At 64.1% G+C, this 19152-nt stretch carries 15 protein-coding genes and 1 pseudogene; 11 read left to right on the plus strand and 5 right to left on the minus strand.

Going from position 1 to position 19152, the window contains the following annotated elements; translation table 11 throughout:
* Positions 1-85: 85 nt before the first annotated feature.
* From LPA37_RS00685 to LPA37_RS00705, 5 genes are all read right to left on the minus strand, one after another.
* Complete coding sequence (locus LPA37_RS00685) at positions 86-787, minus strand: glycine zipper 2TM domain-containing protein (protein ID WP_228977813.1); 702 nt, start codon at positions 785-787, stop codon at positions 86-88.
* Positions 788-1067: 280 nt separating this feature from the next.
* Positions 1068-2597 (minus strand): lysine--tRNA ligase, encoded by a 1530-nt coding sequence (gene lysS, locus LPA37_RS00690; protein WP_229011024.1) that lies wholly within the window; start codon positions 2595-2597, stop codon positions 1068-1070.
* Between the two features lie 164 nt (positions 2598-2761).
* A protein-coding gene (gene prfB, locus LPA37_RS00695) for a peptide chain release factor 2 (protein ID WP_228977809.1) occupies positions 2762-3866 on the minus strand; the annotation gives its coding sequence in 2 pieces (ribosomal slippage) (positions 2762-3784 and positions 3786-3866; 1104 coding nt in all).
* 160 nt (positions 3867-4026) lie between these two features.
* Positions 4027-5724, minus strand: a complete 1698-nt coding sequence (gene recJ, locus LPA37_RS00700; RefSeq protein ID WP_229011026.1) for a single-stranded-DNA-specific exonuclease RecJ — start codon at positions 5722-5724, stop codon at positions 4027-4029.
* A 28-nt stretch (positions 5725-5752) separates the two neighbouring features.
* Positions 5753-6844, minus strand: coding sequence for a regulator (locus LPA37_RS00705; protein WP_229011028.1), 1092 nt, complete (start codon positions 6842-6844; stop codon positions 5753-5755).
* Between the two features lie 137 nt (positions 6845-6981).
* Between LPA37_RS00705 and LPA37_RS00710 the strand changes: the two are divergent.
* The 11 genes and pseudogenes from LPA37_RS00710 (at position 6982) to ftsB (ending at position 19100) form a co-directional block, all read left to right on the plus strand.
* Positions 6982-7162 (plus strand): annotated as a pseudogene (locus LPA37_RS00710) (type II toxin-antitoxin system HicA family toxin).
* Between the two features lie 57 nt (positions 7163-7219).
* Positions 7220-7621 carry a type II toxin-antitoxin system HicB family antitoxin gene (locus tag LPA37_RS00715; protein ID WP_229011030.1) on the plus strand — a complete coding sequence of 134 codons (402 nt, stop codon included), beginning with the start codon at positions 7220-7222 and terminating at the stop codon, positions 7619-7621.
* Positions 7622-8032: 411 nt separating this feature from the next.
* Positions 8033-9286: a lipoprotein-releasing ABC transporter permease subunit gene (locus tag LPA37_RS00720; RefSeq protein WP_228977797.1), complete on the plus strand. Its 1254-nt coding sequence runs from the start codon at positions 8033-8035 to the stop codon at positions 9284-9286.
* Positions 9279-10028 carry a lipoprotein-releasing ABC transporter ATP-binding protein LolD gene (gene lolD, locus LPA37_RS00725; RefSeq protein ID WP_228977794.1) on the plus strand — a complete coding sequence of 250 codons (750 nt, stop codon included), beginning with the start codon at positions 9279-9281 and terminating at the stop codon, positions 10026-10028. The genes LPA37_RS00720 and lolD overlap by 8 nt, the downstream gene beginning before the upstream one ends.
* A gap of 66 nt (positions 10029-10094) precedes the next feature.
* Positions 10095-10883 (plus strand): TatD family hydrolase, encoded by a 789-nt coding sequence (locus LPA37_RS00730; RefSeq protein ID WP_229011032.1) that lies wholly within the window; start codon positions 10095-10097, stop codon positions 10881-10883.
* 87 nt (positions 10884-10970) lie between these two features.
* On the plus strand, positions 10971-13496 hold the full coding sequence (locus LPA37_RS00735; RefSeq protein ID WP_229011034.1) for a DNA internalization-related competence protein ComEC/Rec2: 2526 nt from the start codon (positions 10971-10973) through the stop codon (positions 13494-13496).
* Between the two features lie 121 nt (positions 13497-13617).
* Positions 13618-14421, plus strand: a complete 804-nt coding sequence (locus LPA37_RS00740) for an alpha/beta fold hydrolase (RefSeq protein ID WP_229011036.1) — start codon at positions 13618-13620, stop codon at positions 14419-14421.
* Positions 14422-14598: 177 nt separating this feature from the next.
* The gene (locus LPA37_RS00745) at positions 14599-16260 is read left to right on the plus strand and encodes a CTP synthase (protein WP_228977785.1); all 1662 of its coding nucleotides are present in this window, start codon (positions 14599-14601) and stop codon (positions 16258-16260) included.
* The gene (gene kdsA, locus LPA37_RS00750) at positions 16257-17111 is read left to right on the plus strand and encodes a 3-deoxy-8-phosphooctulonate synthase (RefSeq protein WP_228977781.1); all 855 of its coding nucleotides are present in this window, start codon (positions 16257-16259) and stop codon (positions 17109-17111) included. The genes LPA37_RS00745 and kdsA overlap by 4 nt, the downstream gene beginning before the upstream one ends.
* 141 nt (positions 17112-17252) lie before the next feature.
* The gene (gene eno / locus LPA37_RS00755; RefSeq protein ID WP_228977779.1) at positions 17253-18536 is read left to right on the plus strand and encodes a phosphopyruvate hydratase; all 1284 of its coding nucleotides are present in this window, start codon (positions 17253-17255) and stop codon (positions 18534-18536) included.
* Between the two features lie 120 nt (positions 18537-18656).
* Positions 18657-19100: a cell division protein FtsB gene (ftsB, locus tag LPA37_RS00760; RefSeq protein WP_228977777.1), complete on the plus strand. Its 444-nt coding sequence runs from the start codon at positions 18657-18659 to the stop codon at positions 19098-19100.
* Positions 19101-19152: the final 52 nt, after the last annotated feature.

Here is a 19152-nt window from a genome sequence, read left to right on the forward strand (position 1 = left end):
GTAAAAAAAGGCGATTCCACAGAATGGAATCGCCTTTTTTGCGTCTGGCGCCACCGGAGGCCAGCCGCGCCAGAAAAGAGCGGGTTTAACCCGCGACGAGTGTGCCGTTTTCGATCCGCACGCGCTGGCCCTGCTGGAACGGCGGGGCGTCGTGATAAGTGAAGTAGCGGGTCTTGCCGTTTTCCATATGCACGCGCACCGAATAGCTGGTGGTGCTGCGGATATGCTTTTCGACCGAATTGCCGGCGAAACCACCGCCGAGTGCGCCGAGTACCGTCATCGCAGTCCGGCCGGTGCCGCTGCCGAACTGGTTACCCACGACGCCACCGGCCACCGCGCCACCCACTGCGCCGATACCCGTGCCATGACCCTCGGTCTTGACTGCTGAGATCGTCTCGACCGTGCCGCAGCTCGGGCAATACGCCGGCTGCGCAGGCGCCTGCTGGGCGGGTTGCTGTGCGTACTGGGGCTGCTGGGTCGGGGCGGGTGCGGGAGGCGCCTGCGGGGTCGGCTGCTGCGCCTGAGTCTGCTGTTGCTGGGCGGGCTGTTGTTGCTGTGCGTAGTTGGCCGGATTCGCGGGTTGAGCGGAATCGACCACGGGCGGCTGGCTGCCGACCTGCGCGGCCTGCGTCTGGTCGTTCTCCGCGACGTTGCCACCGGCTTTCGGGAACACGCCCGTCACGGCGGCGGTGGCGGCGAGGGCGGCCACGATGACAGCGCCTGCCGCGGTCGCGACCAGCGGGTGAAGGCGTTTTTTTTGCGTGGATTGCGTGTTGGGATTGTCCATGTGTGACCTCCGTCTGGGCAGAGTCGACAGTTTTGTTGAACCAGAGTGTCCGACAACTCAAACGCGCCGGGGTTTCAAGTTGTAACCATGTGCATGGGGGCCCAGTCTGACGCGACGTGACCGCGCCTGACGGGAGAGCGGTGGTGTCGGTCTTCCACAAGGAAGCGGCCGGAATTGGCTGCGGATAGCGTCACGCAGGGGGCGCGCAGCTTTTACCGATAGTTACAAACCATCGGATGCGCCCGGCATTGCACCGGACGCATCAATGCGACAAAGCCTGTCAGTCTTCGCGACGCAGATGCGGGAAGAGAATGACGTCGCGGATGCTCGGGCTGTCGGTGAGCAGCATCACAAGGCGGTCGATGCCGATGCCGCAGCCGCCGGTCGGCGGCATGCCGTATTCCAGCGCGCGGATGTAGTCCGCATCGTAGAACATGGCTTCTTCGTCGCCGGCGTCTTTCTGTTCGACCTGTTTCTTGAAGCGCGCGGCCTGATCTTCAGGATCGTTCAGCTCCGAGAAGCCGTTGGCGATTTCGCGGCCCGTGATGAACAGTTCGAAGCGCTCGGTAATGCCTTCGATCTTGTCCGACGCGCGCGCGAGCGGCGACACTTCGATCGGGTAATCGATGATGAACGTCGGCTCCCATAGCTGCGACTCCGCCGTTTCCTCGAAAAGCGCGAGTTGCAGCGCGCCGACGCCCGCGTTCAGGAATTGCGGCTGCGAAGCATCGACGCCGAATTTCTTCAGTTCCGGGCGCAGGAACGCGCTGTCCGCGAGTTGGGCGTCGGTGTATTGCGGCGCGAACTTTTGGATGGCCTGCGTGATCGTCAGACGATGGAACGGCTTCGCGAGGTCGAGTTCGCGGCCCTGATACGTGATGGTCGCGGTGCCGAGCGAATCGATGGCGGTCTGGCGGATCAGCTGTTCGGTGAAATCCATCAGCCACGTGTAATCGGTGTACGCGGCGTAGAACTCCATCATCGTGAATTCCGGGTTGTGACGCGGCGAAACGCCTTCGTTCCGGAAATTGCGGTTGATCTCGAACACGCGCTCGAAGCCGCCGACGACCAGCCGCTTCAGGTACAGCTCGGGCGCGATACGCATGAACATCTGCATGTCGAGCGCGTTGTGATGCGTGATGAACGGCTTGGCCGCCGCGCCACCCGGAATCGGATGCAGCATCGGCGTTTCGACTTCCATGAAGTTCGCGTCCGACATGAAACGGCGGATCGACGACACCGCCTTCGTGCGCGCGACGAACGTCTGGCGCGCTTCCGGCGTGACGATCAGGTCGACGTAACGCTGGCGGTAACGCATTTCCTGGTCGGCGAGACCGTGGAACTTGTCCGGCAGCGGGCGCAGCGCCTTCGACAGCAGACGCAGTTCCGTGCAGCGCACCGACAGCTCGCCCTTGTTCGTGCGGAACAGCACGCCGCGTGTGGCGACGATATCGCCCAGGTCCCACTTCTTGAACGCGTCGTACGTTTGCTCGCCGACGTCGGCGGGCGTGATGAAGAACTGGATCTGGCCCGAGCCGTCCTGCACCGTCGCGAAGCTCGCCTTGCCCATTACTCGTTTGAGCATCATGCGGCCGGCGAGGGCGACCTGAAGCGGATTCGCTTCGAGCGCTTCCTTGTCGGTGTCGATGTATTCCGCTTGCAAGGCGGCGGCGTGATGCGTCGGACGGAAGTCGTTCGGATAGGCGATGCCCTGTTCGCGCAGCGCGCGCAGCTTTTCGCGGCGCTCGGCGATGATCTGGTTGTCGTCGATCTCAGGAACGGCGTTCGTCGTCTGGGTCGGTTCGGTCATGATGGTTCGTATTCGGGGTGGTCGGATGAAGCTGACGGTGTGACTGCAGGGACGTCGGACGCGCCAGCAGCAGGCACGCAAACAGGTACGGCGACTAATCGTGGCGACGAATCCGCCGTCGCCGGAAACGACGCGGCGCGCAGGTGTTGCCGCGCCGTCGATGCTTACACGCCCTGTTTCAGGCTCGCGCTGATGAACGGGTCGAGGTCGCCGTCGAGCACGCTCTTGGTATTGCTGATTTCGACGTTGGTGCGCAGATCCTTGATACGGCTGTTGTCCAGCACGTACGAACGGATCTGATGCCCCCAGCCCACATCGGTCTTGCCTGCTTCGAGCTTGTCCTGCTCGGCCTGGCGCTTGCGGATTTCCGCTTCGTACAGACGCGATTTCAGCATCGCCATGGCTTCGGCGCGATTGCGGTGCTGCGAGCGGTCGTTCTGGCACTGCACGACGATACCCGACGGCATGTGCGTGATCCGCACCGCGGAGTCGGTCTTGTTGATGTGCTGACCGCCCGCGCCGGACGCGCGGTACGTGTCGATCCGCAGATCGGCCGGATTGATGTCGACTTCGATCGAATCGTCGACTTCCGGGTACACGAACACCGACGTGAACGACGTGTGACGTCCGCCCGACGAATCGAACGGCGACTTGCGCACGAGACGGTGCACGCCGGTTTCAGTGCGCAGGAAGCCGTACGCGTATTCGCCTTCGATCTTGATCGTCGCGTTCTTGATGCCGGCGACGTCGCCTTCGGATTCTTCGAGCACTTCGGTCTTGAAGCCCTTGCGCTCGCAGTAGCGCAGGTACTGGCGCAGCAGCATCGCGGCCCAGTCGCACGCTTCCGTGCCGCCGGCGCCTGCCTGAATGTCGAGGAATGCGTTGTTCGGATCGGCCGGGTTCGAGAACATCCGGCGAAATTCCATGTCGGCGACGCGCTGTTCGATCGAGCTCGCGTCGGTTTCACAGGAGACGAGCGTTTCTTCGTCGTCTTCCTCGCGTGCCATGTCGAAGAGATCCTGCGTGTCGCGCAGGTCGGCGTCGAGCGACGTCAGTTTGCCGACGACGTCATCGAGCAGCTTCTTTTCCCGGCCGAGCGCCTGGGCGTGCTTCGAGTCGTTCCAGACGTCGGGATCTTCGAGTTCCCGGTTGACTTCGATCAGGCGACGTGACTTGTCGTCGTAGTCAAAGATACCCCCGTAGCTCGCCCGCGCGGTGGCGCAGGTCTGCCAGAGAGGCTTCGATCGCGTTGAGACGTTCCGCTTCCATGTCGATCTTGTGTGGCTTCGTAAAAAGGGGAAATTATAGCCGATCGGCGCCCCTCGCCGGGCGCCGATACGCGACCCGGCACGGGTTTTCGGGCGTTTTTTGCGTGGATCCGGCCGCTTTTCCGGTTTTCGACGTCAAGGCGTCGAAAACCGCCTGGTCTCTAGCTGACCGCGTGTTCCACAATCAGCTGGACGCGCGATACGCCGTTCCACGTGTCGCTCGCGAGGCGATAGGCGAGCGTCGTGCGGGCGGGCAGCGTGTCGGTATGGTTGAACCAGATCGCGTTGAAGCGCTGCCGGCCGCGCAGAAGCTGCAGCTTCAGATGCTTGTCCTTCACGAGCGCCTGCGAAGCCACGTCGAATTCGCCGGAGAAAACCGGCGCCGGGAATCCCTGACCCCAGACCGCGCCGTCGATCATCTCGACGAATTGGGGCGTGAAGTACGCGTCTTCCAGATCGCCGTCGGTTTCGACCACGCGCGCGAGCGCGTTTTCGTTCAGCCACTCGCGGCCGACGGCTTCGAACGCGGTGGTGAAGCGCGGCACGTCGGCGGTGGCGATCGTGAGGCCCGCGGCCATCGCGTGCCCGCCGAACTTGCTGATGAGCTCAGGCTCGCGCTTCGAGATCAGATCCAGGGCGTCGCGCAGATGAAAACCTGGAATCGAACGCCCCGAGCCTTTGACCGTCTTGCCGCTGTCGTCTGCGAGCGCGAACGTGAACGACGGCCGGTGGAATTTTTCCTTCAGCCGGCCCGCGACGATGCCGATCACGCCCTGATGCCACGTCTCGTTGAAGAGTGTGATCGTGGTCGAACCGGCTGGATCGATCGCGGACAGATCGGCGAGCGCCTGCTGCTGCATGCCGGCTTCGATTTCGCGCCGTTCGCGATTCATCGTGTCGAGTTGCTGCGCGAGTTCCCACGCCCGGCCGACGTCGTCGGTGGTCAGGCACTCGATGCCAAGCGACATGTCCGAAAGCCGGCCCGCCGCATTCAGGCGCGGGCCGAGCGCAAAGCCGAGATCGAAGCCGGACGCGGCACGCGCGTCGCGCGCGGCGGCGCGAAAGAGCGCCGCGATGCCCGGTTGCATGCGGCCTTTGCGGATGCGCTGCAGACCCTGCGCGACGAGCACGCGATTGTTGCCGTCGAGCTTCACGACATCGGCGACCGTGCCGAGCGCGACGAGATCGAGCAGGCCGTCGAGACGCGGCTCGGGACGCGCATCGCCGAACGCGCCGCGACGCCGCAGTTCGGCGCGCAGCGCGAGCAGCACGTAGAACATCACGCCGACGCCCGCGATGCATTTGCTCGGGAACGTGCAGCCCGGCTGGTTCGGATTGACGATGGCGCGCGCGGCCGGCAGCGCGTCGCCGGGCAGATGGTGGTCGGTGACGAGCACCTCGATGCCGAGCGCATTCGCGGCTTCCACGCCATCGACGCTCGCGATGCCGTTGTCGACCGTGATCAGCAGATCGGGCTTGCGCCCTGCGGCGAGCGCGACGATCTCTGGCGTCAGGCCGTAGCCATATTCGAAACGGTTCGGTACCAGATAGTCGATCTGCGCGCCGAACATCCGCAGGCCGCGCACGGCGACGGCGCAGGCGGTCGCGCCATCGCAGTCGTAGTCGGCGACGACGAGCATGCGGCGCTTGCCTTCGATCGAATCCGCGAGCAGGGCGGCGGCGTCTTCGCAACCTTTCAGCGCGACGGGCGGCACGAGCCGCGCGAGGCCGGTTTCGATCTCGTCGGGCATGCACACGCCGCGCGACGCGTAGAGGCGTGCGAGAACAGGGTGCAGACCGTGGCGGATCAGCGCTTCGGCATCGGCGGGAGAACAGGCGCGCGTAACGATTCGGGTCATGCAGTCAGGCCGGAAGAAGGTCGGTCAATCATTCGATGACGAGCGAGGCGAACACGCGCCTGCGCCAGAATTTGCGCAGATCGCCGCGGGTCACCGCAAGCGTCACCGAGCCGGTGTCGCCGCACAGCGTCAACCCGAGTTCGCCGAGTTCGCCCGATTGCAGCGCATCGAGCGCCGGTGCGAGCCAGTCGGCTTCGAGCGCGGCGAACGCGTGGTTCCAGCGTGCCCAGTCCTGCTCGATGTACGGCGCGGAAAACGGATCGATTTCGACCAGCATGTCGCCTTCGGGCGAGGCCGCGGCAAACGCCGCGTACGAGGCCGGCGGGGCATCGGCTTTCACGCCCGCGGACAGCGCCAGACCGCGCGTCGCGGCGGCGTTCGACATGACACGCGTGAACGGACTTGTCACCGGTTGCGCCACGCCCTGTGCATGGAACCAGATTGAGTTCACCGCCGGCAGACCGCGCGCTTCGCGCGCCTCGTTGACCGGATGCTCGAACCACGCCATCTGCACTTCGTTCTGCAGCTTCATCCACGCCCGTGAGCGCTCGCCCGTATGCGCCTCGTGCGGCAGCCAGATTTCGATGTTGCGGCCACTCGCGCGCAGCGGCGAAGCGCCCGCGAGCGAGCCGAAACCGTCGCTCGACAGATACCAGCGCGACGGCTTCGGTGCCTCGATGCGCACGCCCAGTTCCTCGATCAGCGGCCGCGCGACGGCGAGCAGCGTGGCGGCTTCGTCGTCCTGGAGGTCGAGCGCCTGGGGATCGATCAGCACCAGGTGGTCGTGCGCGATCCGCACATGCACCGGCTCGATGCAGGCCCACGTCGCCTCGCCAGGCTCGCCGCCGTCGGCGCGCAGCATGTAAGGCGCGAGCGGCGCCTCGTCGGCGGCCGGCTGCGTGGGCGACACGGCGCCGAACTGCCGCGCGACCCATCGTTCATGCGGGAGGGTGCGCTGGAAATCCTCGCCGATCACGCGCTCGACGAGCGTCGCGCGGGCGACGAGCCTCTCCAGCGCGGGAATGGCAAGCTTGTACAGCGCGGTGGAGGCGTCGGCGGCCGAGGGCAGCGCGAAGGGCAGGAGGAGCTGGAGGCGGGTGGCGTGCATGATGCCCGGCATTGTATGGCGAAAGTCCCGTGCTCTGTAGCGGGGTTGTGCAACATACGGCAGCGCCCCTGAAATACACACAAATACACAAATTTATTGATGCAATCTGGTAGGGTGTGTATATTTACACACAGGCATGCGGAGGCCGGATGAATTCATCGAAGCTGATCCGGATGCTCGAAAAAGATGGATGGTATGAAGTACGCGTCACAGGTAGCCATCATCACTTTAAACACGCCGGAAAGAAGGGTCTTGTGACGGTCCCCGCACCCGGGGAAGGATCTTCCGACTGACACCGTGAAGAGCATCCTGAAGGCCGCCGGCCTGTGATGGCGGGCGATTTTTCACCGGCCTGGATGCATTTGCAATTTGTGGAGAGGATCAAAAATGGATTTTCCCATTGCTGTCCATAAGGATGATGGGAGCGTCTACGGCGTGACCATTCCGGATATTCCGGGCGTCCACTGCTGGGGCGATACCATCGATGACGCGATCAGAAACGCAAAAGAGGCAATCATCGGTCATGTTTCGACCCTGGTCGAACTGGGTGAGGACGTCGGCTTCACCTGTTCGACCGTGGAGGATCTGGCTGGAAAGCCTGAGTATGCTGGAGCGATCTGGGCACTGGTTGATGTTGACCTGTCCCGGCTTGATTCAAAGCCCGAACGAATCAACGTGAGTCTTCCGCGCTTTGTTTTGCACAAGATCGATGCTTACGTCGAGGCGCGACACGAAACCCGGAGTGGTTTTCTGGCTCGTGCTGCCCTGGAGATGCTGGCACATGGCTGATCGGCCTTGGGGGAACTGCGATACCTGAAATATCGAAGGCCTGCCCTGTGGCAGGCTTTTTTCATTGTGGATGTTCAGTGACGCTGCAAACGTCTTCCTCCTGGTCCGTTCTGGACTTGCCTTCGCGGCGTTGCTGCGGAGTATGGCAAACTTCGCGGTTAACCGGCCAATGAGCGGCCAATGAGCGGCCAATGAGCGGCCAATGAGTGGCGGCGATGGGCGCCCGGACCGGCCAGCATGGCGAAAAACAGCCGGCGCGGAACACATGGCGGAACCAAACGGTGGCGGCCGGGACCCAATGTTCACGACATGGGCCGCATCGAAGCGTCGTCAGCGGCCGTATTGTCAGCAAACAGCCGTTTTGCCAGCACACGCTGAAAAGAAGTCAAGGCAACACAGATAAGGATTCGCTTGAAATTCCCCTACGAATGGCAGATTGGCTGGCGCTACACACGCGCCGGCAAGCGCACGACCGGTAACGGCTTCATTTCGTTCATCGCACTCGTATCGATGTCGGGCATCGCGCTCGGCGTCGCGGCGCTGATCGTCGTGCTGTCGGTCATGAACGGCTTCCAGAAGGAAGTGCGCGACCGCATGCTGTCGGTGCTCGCGCACGTTGAAATCTTTTCGCCGACCGGCTCGATGCCCGACTGGCAACTGACCGCGAAAGAAGCGCGGCTCAACAAGGAAGTGATCGGCGCCGCGCCCTATGTCGATGCGCAGGCGCTGCTGACGCGCCAGGACGCCGTGAGCGGCGTCGCGCTGCGCGGCGTGGAGCCGACGCTCGAGCCCGAAGTGTCGGACATCGGCAAGGAAATGCGCTCCGGCAAGCTGACCGACCTGGTGCCGGGCGACTTCGGCATCGTGCTGGGCGCGGATCTCGCGACCAATCTCGGCGTGCGTGCCGGCGACAAGATCACGCTCGTCGCGCCCGAAGGCACCATCACGCCGGCCGGCATGCTGCCGCGGCTGAAGCAGTTCACGGTCGTCGGCGTGTTCGAGTCAGGGCACTACGAATACGACAGCACGCTCGCGCTCATCAACATCCGCGATGCGCAGGTGCTGTTCCGGCTGCCCGCGCCGACGGGCGTGCGCCTGCGTCTGAAAGACATGCAGCGCGCGCCACAGGTGGCGCATGAACTCGCGCGCACGCTCTCCGGCGACCTGTATATCCGCGACTGGACGCAGCAGAACAAGACCTGGTTCTCCGCCGTGCAGATCGAAAAACGCATGATGTTCATCATCCTCACGCTGATCATCGCGGTGGCGGCGTTCAATCTGGTGTCGTCGCTGGTGATGACGGTGACCAACAAGCAGGCCGACATCGCGATTCTGCGCACGCTCGGCGCGCAGCCCGGCTCGATCATGAAAATCTTCGTCGTGCAGGGCGTGACGATCGGCTTCATCGGCACGGCGACGGGCGTCGCGCTCGGCTGCCTGATCGCGTGGAGCATTCCGTGGCTCGTGCCGATGATCGAGCATGCGTTCGGCGTGCAGTTCCTGCCGCCGTCGGTGTATTTCATCAGCGAGCTGCCGTCCGAACTGGTGCCCGGCGATGTGATCCGCATCGGCCTGATCGCGTTCGGGCTGTCGGCGCTGGCGACGCTCTATCCGAGCTGGCGCGGCGCGAAGGTCCGCCCGGCGGAGGCGCTGCGTTATGAATGATCGTCCCGTCTCCCAGGTAATGTCCGATATGTCCGGCGAAAGCGCGCCGTATCCCTACGTGCTGGAAGCGTCCGGCATTTCGAAGGCCTTCGTGCAGGGCGGCCTCAACGTTCAGGTGCTGAACAACACGCAGCTTTCGGTGCGCCGCGGCGAGAAGCTTGCGATCGTCGGCGCGTCCGGTTCGGGCAAGAGCACGCTCTTGCACGTGCTCGGCGGCCTCGACGATCCGACGGCCGGTCAGGTCTCCGTGATGGGCAAGCCGTTCACGAAGCTGTCCGAGCGCGAACGCAACGATCTGCGCAATCGCGCGCTGGGTTTCGTCTATCAGTTTCACCATCTGCTGCCGGAGTTTTCCGCGCTCGATAACGTCGCGATGCCGCTGCGCATCCGTCGGATGACGACCGAAGCCGCGCGGCACGAAGCGTTTGCGGTGCTGGAGCGCGTCGGCATGGCGCATCGGGCGAAGCATCGGCCGGGAGAGCTGTCGGGCGGCGAGCGCCAGCGTGTCGCGATCGCGCGTGCGCTCGTCACGAAACCGGCGTGCGTGCTGGCCGACGAGCCGACCGGCAATCTCGACGGCGGCACCGCGGATACCGTGTTCAACCTGATGCTCGAACTGTCGCAGACGATGGATACGAGTTTCGTGATCGTCACGCACGATCCCGATCTTGCTGCCCGCTGCGACCGGACGATGCGTCTGCGCGACGGCGTGCTGTACGAAGAGCCGTCGGTTCCAGTCTGACGCCGGGGCAATTGCCGCGGCGCCACTGAACCGCTGGATCATTGAGTCAAACATCGGGGCACGCGCATGTGGATCGACACGCACTGCCATCTCGACGCGTCGGAGTTCGACGCGGACCGCGACGCGGTCGCTTCGGCGGCGCATCGGGCGGGCGTGTCGCGCATCGTGATTCCGGGCGTCGCACGCGAGAACTTCGCGAGGGTGCGTGAACTCGCACATCGCGTCGAAGGTGGCGCGTACGCGCTTGGCATCCATCCGCTCTTCACGCCGGGTGCGCGGGAATCCGATCTCGACGCGCTGCGGATGGAAATCGAAGCGAGTCTCGACGATCCGCTGTTCGTCGGCCTCGGTGAAATCGGTCTGGATTATTTCGTGCCGGGCCTCGACGACGCGCGCCAGCAGTTTTTCTATAACGGTCAGCTGAAGCTCGCACGCGAATTCGACCTGCCGGTGATTTGCCACGTGCGCAAATCGCAGGACCAGGTGCTGAAGGGGCTGCGGCGGCATGCGGTGCATCGCGGCATCGCGCATGCGTTCAATGGCAGCTTCCAGCAGGCGCAGGCGTTTATCGATCACGGCATGCATCTGGGCTTTGGCGGCAACGTGACGTTCGAACGTGCGTTGCAGATCCGTCGGCTCGCGCAGCAACTGCCGCTCGATGCGATCGTTGTCGAAACCGATGCGCCCGATATATCTCCCTCCTGGCTGTACAGGGAACGCAACACGCCGGACCAGATTCCGCGTATCGGAAGAAGCCTGGCCGAACAGCGCGGCATCAGCGAAGCTGAGCTCGCACTTGGCACAACGGCTAACGCTCACGCCGCGCTGCCGCGGCTCGCGCTTTCCTCTGCATAATTAACGCCGATGGTTCCCGCCGGGCGGATCATGCGCCCGGCGCGAGTGCGTCTGCCGCATGCGTCCGGCGTCAGTCGGGGAGGGCGCATGCGGGCAGTGTGGTGTGGATTCGCGTTAGGTGTGGTGTGGCTGCAGCAACAGGCGGTATTGCCGGACTGGCGCGCGTGGTTGCTGCTTGTGCTGCTGGCGGGCAGTGCGGCTGCGTGCATCGTGCGCATGCTTTCGCATGGCGGATCGCTACGTTTGCAACCGGTGATCGTGTGGTGCGGAGTGTGGCTGCTGGCTGCATGCACCGGGTTCGGCTATGCAGCGTGGCGCGCCGAGATGCGGCTCGCCCGTGCGCTTCCCGTCAAGTGGGAGGGCCGCAATATCGTCGTGCAGGGATACATCAAGGGACTGCCGGTCACGGATGCGCATGGCGCACGTTTTCTCCTCGCCGTCGAATCGAACGACGCGAATATCGCGCACTTCCCACATACGATCGAACTGTCATGGATCGCGGAACGCACGCCGCTGCCCGCGCTTGAAGCAGGCACGCGCTGGCGGTTGACGGTGCGTCTGAAGCGTGCGCACGGCAACGCGAACTTCGGCGTTCGGGATGCCGAAGCGTCGCGGCTGGCGCGGGACGTCCGCGCGACGGGTTATGTCGCCGCCCCGATGACCGCTGAGCGACTGACAGGCTCGGCCGGCGGCGCGGGCGTGGCGATCGACCGCTGGCGCGCCGCGGTGCGCGCGCGAATCGACGCGGTGCTAGCGGAGGCGCCGCATCGCGGCATCGTTATCGCACTCGCGATCGGTGCGCAGGATGCCGTCAGTGCCGCCGACTGGCTTCTGATGCGCAACACCGGCACGAGTCACCTGGTTGCGATATCGGGACTGCATATCGGCTTCGTCGCGGGACTGGCGGCATGGTTCGCTGGCGGACTGTGGCGACGCTCGTGCTTCATCGGGCGCGACTGGCCGCTATGGATGCCGGCGCAGAAAGTCTCGCTTGCCGCGGGCGCGCTGTTCGCGGCGTGCCACGCAGCGCTGGCGGGATTCAACGTGCCGGCGCAACGGGCGCTCTGGATGCTGGCGGTGGTCGCGCTGGGCACGATCAGCGGGCGCAGCCTCGCCCCTTCGCTCGTGCTGGCCTGGGCGCTCGGGCTCGTGCTGCTGCTCGATCCGTGGGCTGTGGTGTCCGCCGGTTTCTGGCTCTCGTTCTGCGCGGTCGCGGCGATCCTGTTCGCGACGTCCGGACGGCTGCGCATGCACGACCACGAACGGCGCGATCCTGAGCCGGATGCAACGCGTTTTGCGCGGTCTCGTAGCGGTTGCCTGCGACGATTGTCGAGTCTCAGGGAACGACTTCTGAGCGGCGCGCACGTGCAGTTCGCCGTCACGATCGCGCTCGCGCCGCTCACGGTTTACTGGTTCGCTCAGATTCCGCTCGTCGGGCCCGTGGCCAATGCGTTTGCCATTCCATGGGTCAGCCTGTTCGTGACGCCGGCCGTGCTCGCGGGCGTCGCGTTGCCGGAACCGTTCGATGCGTGGGCGTTTCGCGGCGCGCATGCATTGCTCGATGTGCTCGTCGGCGGGATGCAGACGATGGCCGGTCTCCCCTGGGCGCTGCTGCGGCTCCCGCAGCCGGGCGCGTGGGCACTGGCCGCGGCGGCGGTCGGCGTCGCATGGTGTCTCGCGCCGCGCGGCTGGCCGTTGCGCTGGGCCGCGCCGTTGACATGGCTGCCGTTGCTGTTGCCGCCGCCATCGGGTCCTCCTTCCGGCACGTTCCGGCTCACCGCGCTCGATATCGGGCAGGGTTCGTCGGTCCTGATCGAAACCGCGCATCACACATTGCTCTTCGACGCCGGGCCCGGGCCGGAGTCGACGCACGCGGGCGAGCGGATCGTCGTGCCGTACCTGTATGCGAACGGCGTGAACGCGCTCGATACGCTGATGATCAGTCACGCAGATTCGGACCACTCCGGCGGAGCGCCAGCGGTACTGGCCGGCATCGAGGTGCGCCAGATGCTGGCCGCGCTGGCGCCGGCCAATGCGCTGTGGACGGCCGCCCGCGAGACCCACGCCGACGTCGTGCCCTGCGCGGCGGGCCAGCACTGGCGCTGGGACGGCGTCGATTTCGCCGTGCTCTGGCCGGATGCGGGGCCGTTGCAGGGCAAGCCGAATGCGCATTGCTGCGTCCTGCGCGTGAGCGCGACGGGCGCTGGCGCGGATGTCGGCGGCAACGATTTCGCCGGGCAGGTGCGCGAGCCGCATCCGTCGTTCACCGCTTTACTTGCCGCCGATATCGAGGCGCCCGTCGAGCGCGCCCTGCTTCAACGCGATCCCGAAGCGCTGCGCGCCGAGGTGCTGGTCGTGCCGCATCATGGCAGCAAGACGTCGTCGACCGAGCCGTTCCTCGATTCTGTCGACCCGCTTGTCGCGATATTTCAGGTAGGCTATCGCAACCGTTTTCACCACCCGCATCCGGGCGTCTTTTCGCGGTATCTGGCGCGCCACATCGAGCTGACGCGCAGCGATACCGACGGCGCGGTGCGCATCGAAACCGCGGGGCCGGCGCTGTCGCTCGAACGGTATCGCGAGACGCACCGGCGGTACTGGATGGATCGATGACCGGCGGCTCTTTCCCGGAACGCTGCAAACGCGCGGCACGGGCGGCACTATCAACACGGGGCAGCGACGGCGGCAAACCGCGGCGCTTTCCGGCAAAAGCAAAAACAGGAGACGACGGCGCTTGAAAGACATCATCCACTTCTCGCACGCAAACGGGTTTCCCGCATCGACGTACCGTACGATCTTCGCCGAACTCGCGGACGACTACGAACTGCGCTTTATCGAGCGCATCGGCCATGACGCGCGCTTTCCGGTGACGCAGGACTGGCCGCATCTCGTCGAGGAACTGCTCGCCGACATCGGCCGGTGCTATGAGCGGCCGGTGTGGCTGGTCGGCCATTCGCTCGGCGGTTATCTGTCGATGATGGCCGCGCTGAAAAAGCCGCAATGGGTGAAAGGCGTCGTGATGCTCGATTCGCCGGTGATCGCGGGGTGGCGCAGCAGCATGCTGCGCGTGTCGCAATGGACGGGGCTCGACGAGAAACTCTCGCCCGCCGCCGCGACGCGCACGCGCCGCACGCACTGGGCCAGCCGCGACGAAGCGTGGCGGCACTTTTATTCGAAGCCCGCGTTCGCGCGCTGGGACGAGCGCATGCTCTCCGATTACGTCGACTTCTGCATTCCGCAGACTGCCGTCGATGGCGGCCGCACGCTCGCGTTCGATCGTCGCACCGAATATCTGATCTACCGGACCTTGCCGCATACGCTCGGCGCGCGGCTCGCGCGCGGCGCGCCGGTGCCGGCCGGTTTCATCGCGGGTACACGTTCGAGGGAGATCCGCCAGGTCGGTCTCGATGCCACCCGCCGGGCGACCGGCGAGCATCTCGAATGGATCGAGGGCAGCCATCTTTACCCGATGGAAAAGCCGCTCGAAACCGCCCGCGCACTGCAGCGGATGCTGCGCGAACTGGCGCGCAGCGTGTGAGCGTCGCGTCACGCTGACGGCGGCGTTCGGGCGCCCTGCATCCCAACCTGTGAGAGCGGGGTGGGCGATGACGGGGCGCAACGGAAAACGGTACGGGATCGGTGCTGCGTCGGCGCATATTGCTGGGTTGAGGCCCTGCTTTACGGTATAATCCGTTTTTCCCGCGAGCATCCAGCGATGACCAAATATGTTTTCGTCACCGGCGGCGTAGTTTCTTCCCTCGGCAAGGGTATTGCCGCCGCTTCCCTCGCCGCGATCCTCGAATCGCGCGGTCTCAAAGTCACCCTCCTCAAGCTCGATCCCTACATCAACGTCGACCCCGGCACGATGAGCCCGTTTCAGCACGGCGAAGTGTTCGTGACGGAAGACGGAGCGGAGACGGACCTCGACCTCGGCCACTATGAGCGCTTCATCAGCACGAAGATGCGCAAGGCCAATAACTTCACGACCGGCCAGATCTACGAATCGGTGATCCGCAAGGAACGCCGCGGCGACTATCTCGGCAAGACCGTGCAGGTCATTCCGCACATCACGAATGAAATCCAGGCGTTCGTCGAACGCGGCGCGGCTTCCGCGACGTGCGGCGAGCCGGACGTCGCGATCGTCGAAGTGGGCGGCACCGTGGGTGACATCGAATCGCTGCCGTTCCTCGAAGCCGCGCGCCAGATGAGCCTGCGCCTCGGCCGCAACAGCGCGTGCTTCGTGCATCTGACGCTGGTGCCCTGGGTGGCCACGGCGGGTGAGCTGAAAACCAAGCCCACGCAGCACAGCGTGCAGAAGCTGCGCGAAATCGGCATCTCGCCGCACGTGCTGCTGTGCCGTGCCGACCGCCCCATCCCGGACGACGAACGCGCGAAGATTTCGATGTTCTCGAACGTGCCGGAAGACGCGGTGATCTCCGTGTGGGACGCCGACAGCATCTACAAGATTCCGCAGATGCTGCACGATCAGGGCATGGACGAGATCGTTTGCGACGAGCTGAAGCTCACGCCGAAGCCGGCCGATCTGTCGATGTGGTCGGATCTCGTCGAAAAGCTCGAACATCCGAAGCACGAAGTCACGATCGGCATGGTCGGCAAGTACGTCGATCTGACGGAATCGTACAAGTCGCTGATCGAAGCGCTGCGCCATGCGTCGATCCACACGTCGACCAAAGTCAACATCGAGTACATCGATTCGGAAGAAGTCGAGGCCGACGGTGTCGAGAGCCTCAAGCATCTCGACGCGGTGCTGGTGCCGGGCGGCTTCGGCCGCCGTGGTACGGAAGGCAAGATCAAGGCGATCCGCTACGCACGCGAAGCGAAAGTGCCGTACCTCGGCATCTGCCTCGGCATGCAGCTGGCCGTGATCGAATTCGCCCGCGACGTGGTCGGTCTGAAGGGTGCGAACAGCACCGAATTCGACCAGACGACGGAGAACCGCGTGGTCGCGCTGATCACCGAGTGGTACGACCGCGACGGCAAGGTCGAGAAGCGCGACGAAGAGTCGGATCTCGGAGGCACGATGCGTCTCGGTTCGCAACGTTGCCCGATCAAGCCGGGCACGATGGCAGCGGAGATCTACGGCAAGGACGTGAACGAACGTCACCGTCACCGTTATGAAGTCAATAACCGCTTCGTGCCCCAGCTCGAAGCCGGTGGTCTTGTCATCAGCGCTCGTACCCCGAGCGAGGATCTGCCGGAAATGATGGAACTGCCGCGCGACATGCATCCGTGGTTCGTCGGCGTCCAGTTCCATCCGGAATTCACGTCCACGCCGCGTGACGGTCATCCGCTCTTCAAGTCGTTTGTCGAAGCCGCGCTCGTGCATCATCTGGCGGGCGTCGAGGAGAAAGCATGAAACTGGGCGACTTCGAAATCGGCCTCGACAAGCCGTTTTTCCTGATCGCGGGCACTTGTGTCGTCGAATCCGAACAGATGACGATCGACACCGCCGGCCGCCTGAAGGAAATCTGCGCGAAGCTGAAGATTCCGTTCATCTACAAATCATCGTACGACAAGGCCAATCGCAGCAGCGGCAAGTCGTTTCGCGGTCTGGGCATGGACGAAGGCCTGCGCATCCTGTCGGAAGTGAAGAAGCAGCTCGGCCTGCCGGTACTGACCGACGTCCACAGCGAACACGAGATCGAGCAGGTCGCATCGGTCGTGGACGTGCTGCAGACGCCGGCGTTCCTGTGCCGTCAGACCGATTTCATCCACGCGTGCGCGCGCTCGGGCAAGCCGGTCAACATCAAGAAAGGCCAGTTTCTCGCGCCGCACGACATGAAAAACGTGATCGACAAGGCACGTGAAGCCGCACGCGAAGCGGGCCTGTCGGAAGACCGCTTCATGGCCTGCGAACGCGGCGTATCGTTTGGCTATAACAACCTCGTGTCCGACATGCGTTCGCTCGCGATCATGCGCGAAACCGGTGCGCCGGTCGTGTTCGACGCCACGCACTCGGTGCAGTTGCCGGGCGGGCAGGGCACGAGCTCGGGCGGTCAACGCGAATTCGTGCCGGTGCTCGCGCGTGCCGCCGTGGCGACGGGCGTGGCCGGTCTCTTCATGGAAACGCATCCGAATCCGGCAGAAGCGAAGTCGGACGGTCCGAACGCCGTACCGCTGCATCGCATGGCCGATCTGCTCGAGACGTTGCTCACGCTCGATCAGGCCGTCAAGCGTGCGCCGTTCCTCGAAAGCGATTTCAACTGATGCCGGCGTTCGCAGCGTGTCAGCCGGCGCGTTGCGGACACTCCGCGTGATGGTCGTCGAAAGCATCCGGGCGCAAGCGGCGCTACTGTGCAACGGATGCAGTTTCACCGTAAGAATCCAACGTCATTTCTTGAGGAAACCATGAGTGCTATCGTAGATATCATCGGTCGCGAGATTCTCGATTCGCGAGGCAACCCCACCGTCGAATGCGACGTGTTGCTCGAATCGGGCACGATGGGCCGTGCGGCTGTGCCGTCGGGTGCATCGACGGGTTCGCGCGAGGCCATCGAGCTGCGCGACGGCGAAACCGGCCGTTACGGCGGCAAGGGCGTGCTCAAGGCAGTCGAGCACATCAACACCGAAATCTCCGAGGCGATCATGGGTCTTGACGCGTCGGAACAGGCGTTCCTCGACAAGACGCTGCTCGAACTCGACGGTACGGATAACAAATCGCGCCTCGGTGCGAACGCGATGCTGGCCGTTTCGATGGCCGTCGCGAAGGCTGCAGCTGAAGAAGCCGGCCTGCCGCTTTACCGCTACTTCGGCGGCTCGGGCGCGATGCAACTGCCGGTGCCGATGATGAACATCGTCAACGGCGGCGCGCACGCCAACAACAGCCTGGACATCCAGGAATTCATGATCGTGCCGGTGAGCCAGCCGACGTTTCGCGAAGCCCTGCGTTGCGGCGCCGAAGTATTCCATGCGCTCAAGAAGATCCTGAGCGATCGCGGCATGAGCACGGCCGTGGGCGACGAAGGCGGCTTCGCGCCGAACTTCGGCAGCAACGACGAATGCCTGTCGACGATCCTGCAGGCCATTGAAAAGGCGGGTTATCGCGCGGGCGAAGACGTGCTTCTCGCGCTCGACTGCGCAGCGAGCGAGTTCTATCACGACGGCAAGTACCAGCTGGCCGGCGAAGGCCTGCAACTGTCGTCGACGGAATTCGCCGATTACCTCGCGACGCTCGCCGACAAGTTCCCGATCGTCTCGATCGAAGACGGCATGCACGAAAGCGACTGGGACGGCTGGAAGACGCTGACGGAAAAACTCGGCAAGAAAATCCAGCTGGTCGGCGACGATCTGTTCGTGACGAACACGCGCATCCTGAAGGAAGGTATCGAGAAGGGCATCGCGAACTCGATCCTGATCAAGATCAACCAGATCGGCACGCTGACGGAAACGTTCGCCGCGATCGAAATGGCGAAGCGCGCTGGTTACACGGCGGTGATTTCGCACCGTTCGGGTGAAACCGAAGACTCGACGATCGCCGATATCGCGGTCGGCCTGAACGCCGGCCAGATCAAGACGGGTTCGCTGTCGCGCTCGGATCGCATCTCGAAGTACAACCAGCTGCTGCGTATCGAAGAAGATCTCGGCGATATCGCCAGCTATCCTGGCAAGTCGGCGTTCTACAATCTGCGCTAACCGCGCGCCGATTCTGCATTGAGCGCGAATTCGACCTTTGAACCGGTCATACTTCGTTTCTGGATCGACCCGCCGCCCTGCGTATAGCGCAGGGCGGCGCGTATTATTTGTGCTCTCTTCATGCGGCTTGTCACTGTCGTTTTGATCGTCCTGCTGGCGCTGATCCAGTACCCGCTCTGGTGGGGGCATGGTGGCTGGTTACGCGTGCACGACCTGCAGGAGCAGCTTGCGCTCCAGCAAAAGAAGAACGCCGACGCGAAGTTGCGCAACGAGCGCATCGATGGCGAAGTGCACGATTTGCAGACCGGCACGGCAGCTGTCGAGGAGCGCGCACGTTACGAAATGGGTATGGTGAAGGACGGCGAAGTGTTCGTTCAGTTCGTCTCACCGAACGCACCGTTGCCGACGTCGAACCCGTCGTCGGTCACGACGTCGACGCGCGGTGAGGTGTCCGCCGCGCCGTTGCACGTGGTGCCGAATCCGGAGCCGCGCGCGAAGCCGGAAAAAAAGCATGGCACGAAGAAGGATTCAAAGCAGGATCAAAAGCGCAAGGGTGCGGGTTAGGTGCGCCTGGACATCCTTGCCACAGGCAACACCATTGAAGATGGATCGGCAA

Source organism: Paraburkholderia gardini (assembly GCF_907164545.1).
Taxonomy (GTDB): Bacteria; Pseudomonadota; Gammaproteobacteria; order Burkholderiales; family Burkholderiaceae; genus Paraburkholderia; species Paraburkholderia gardini.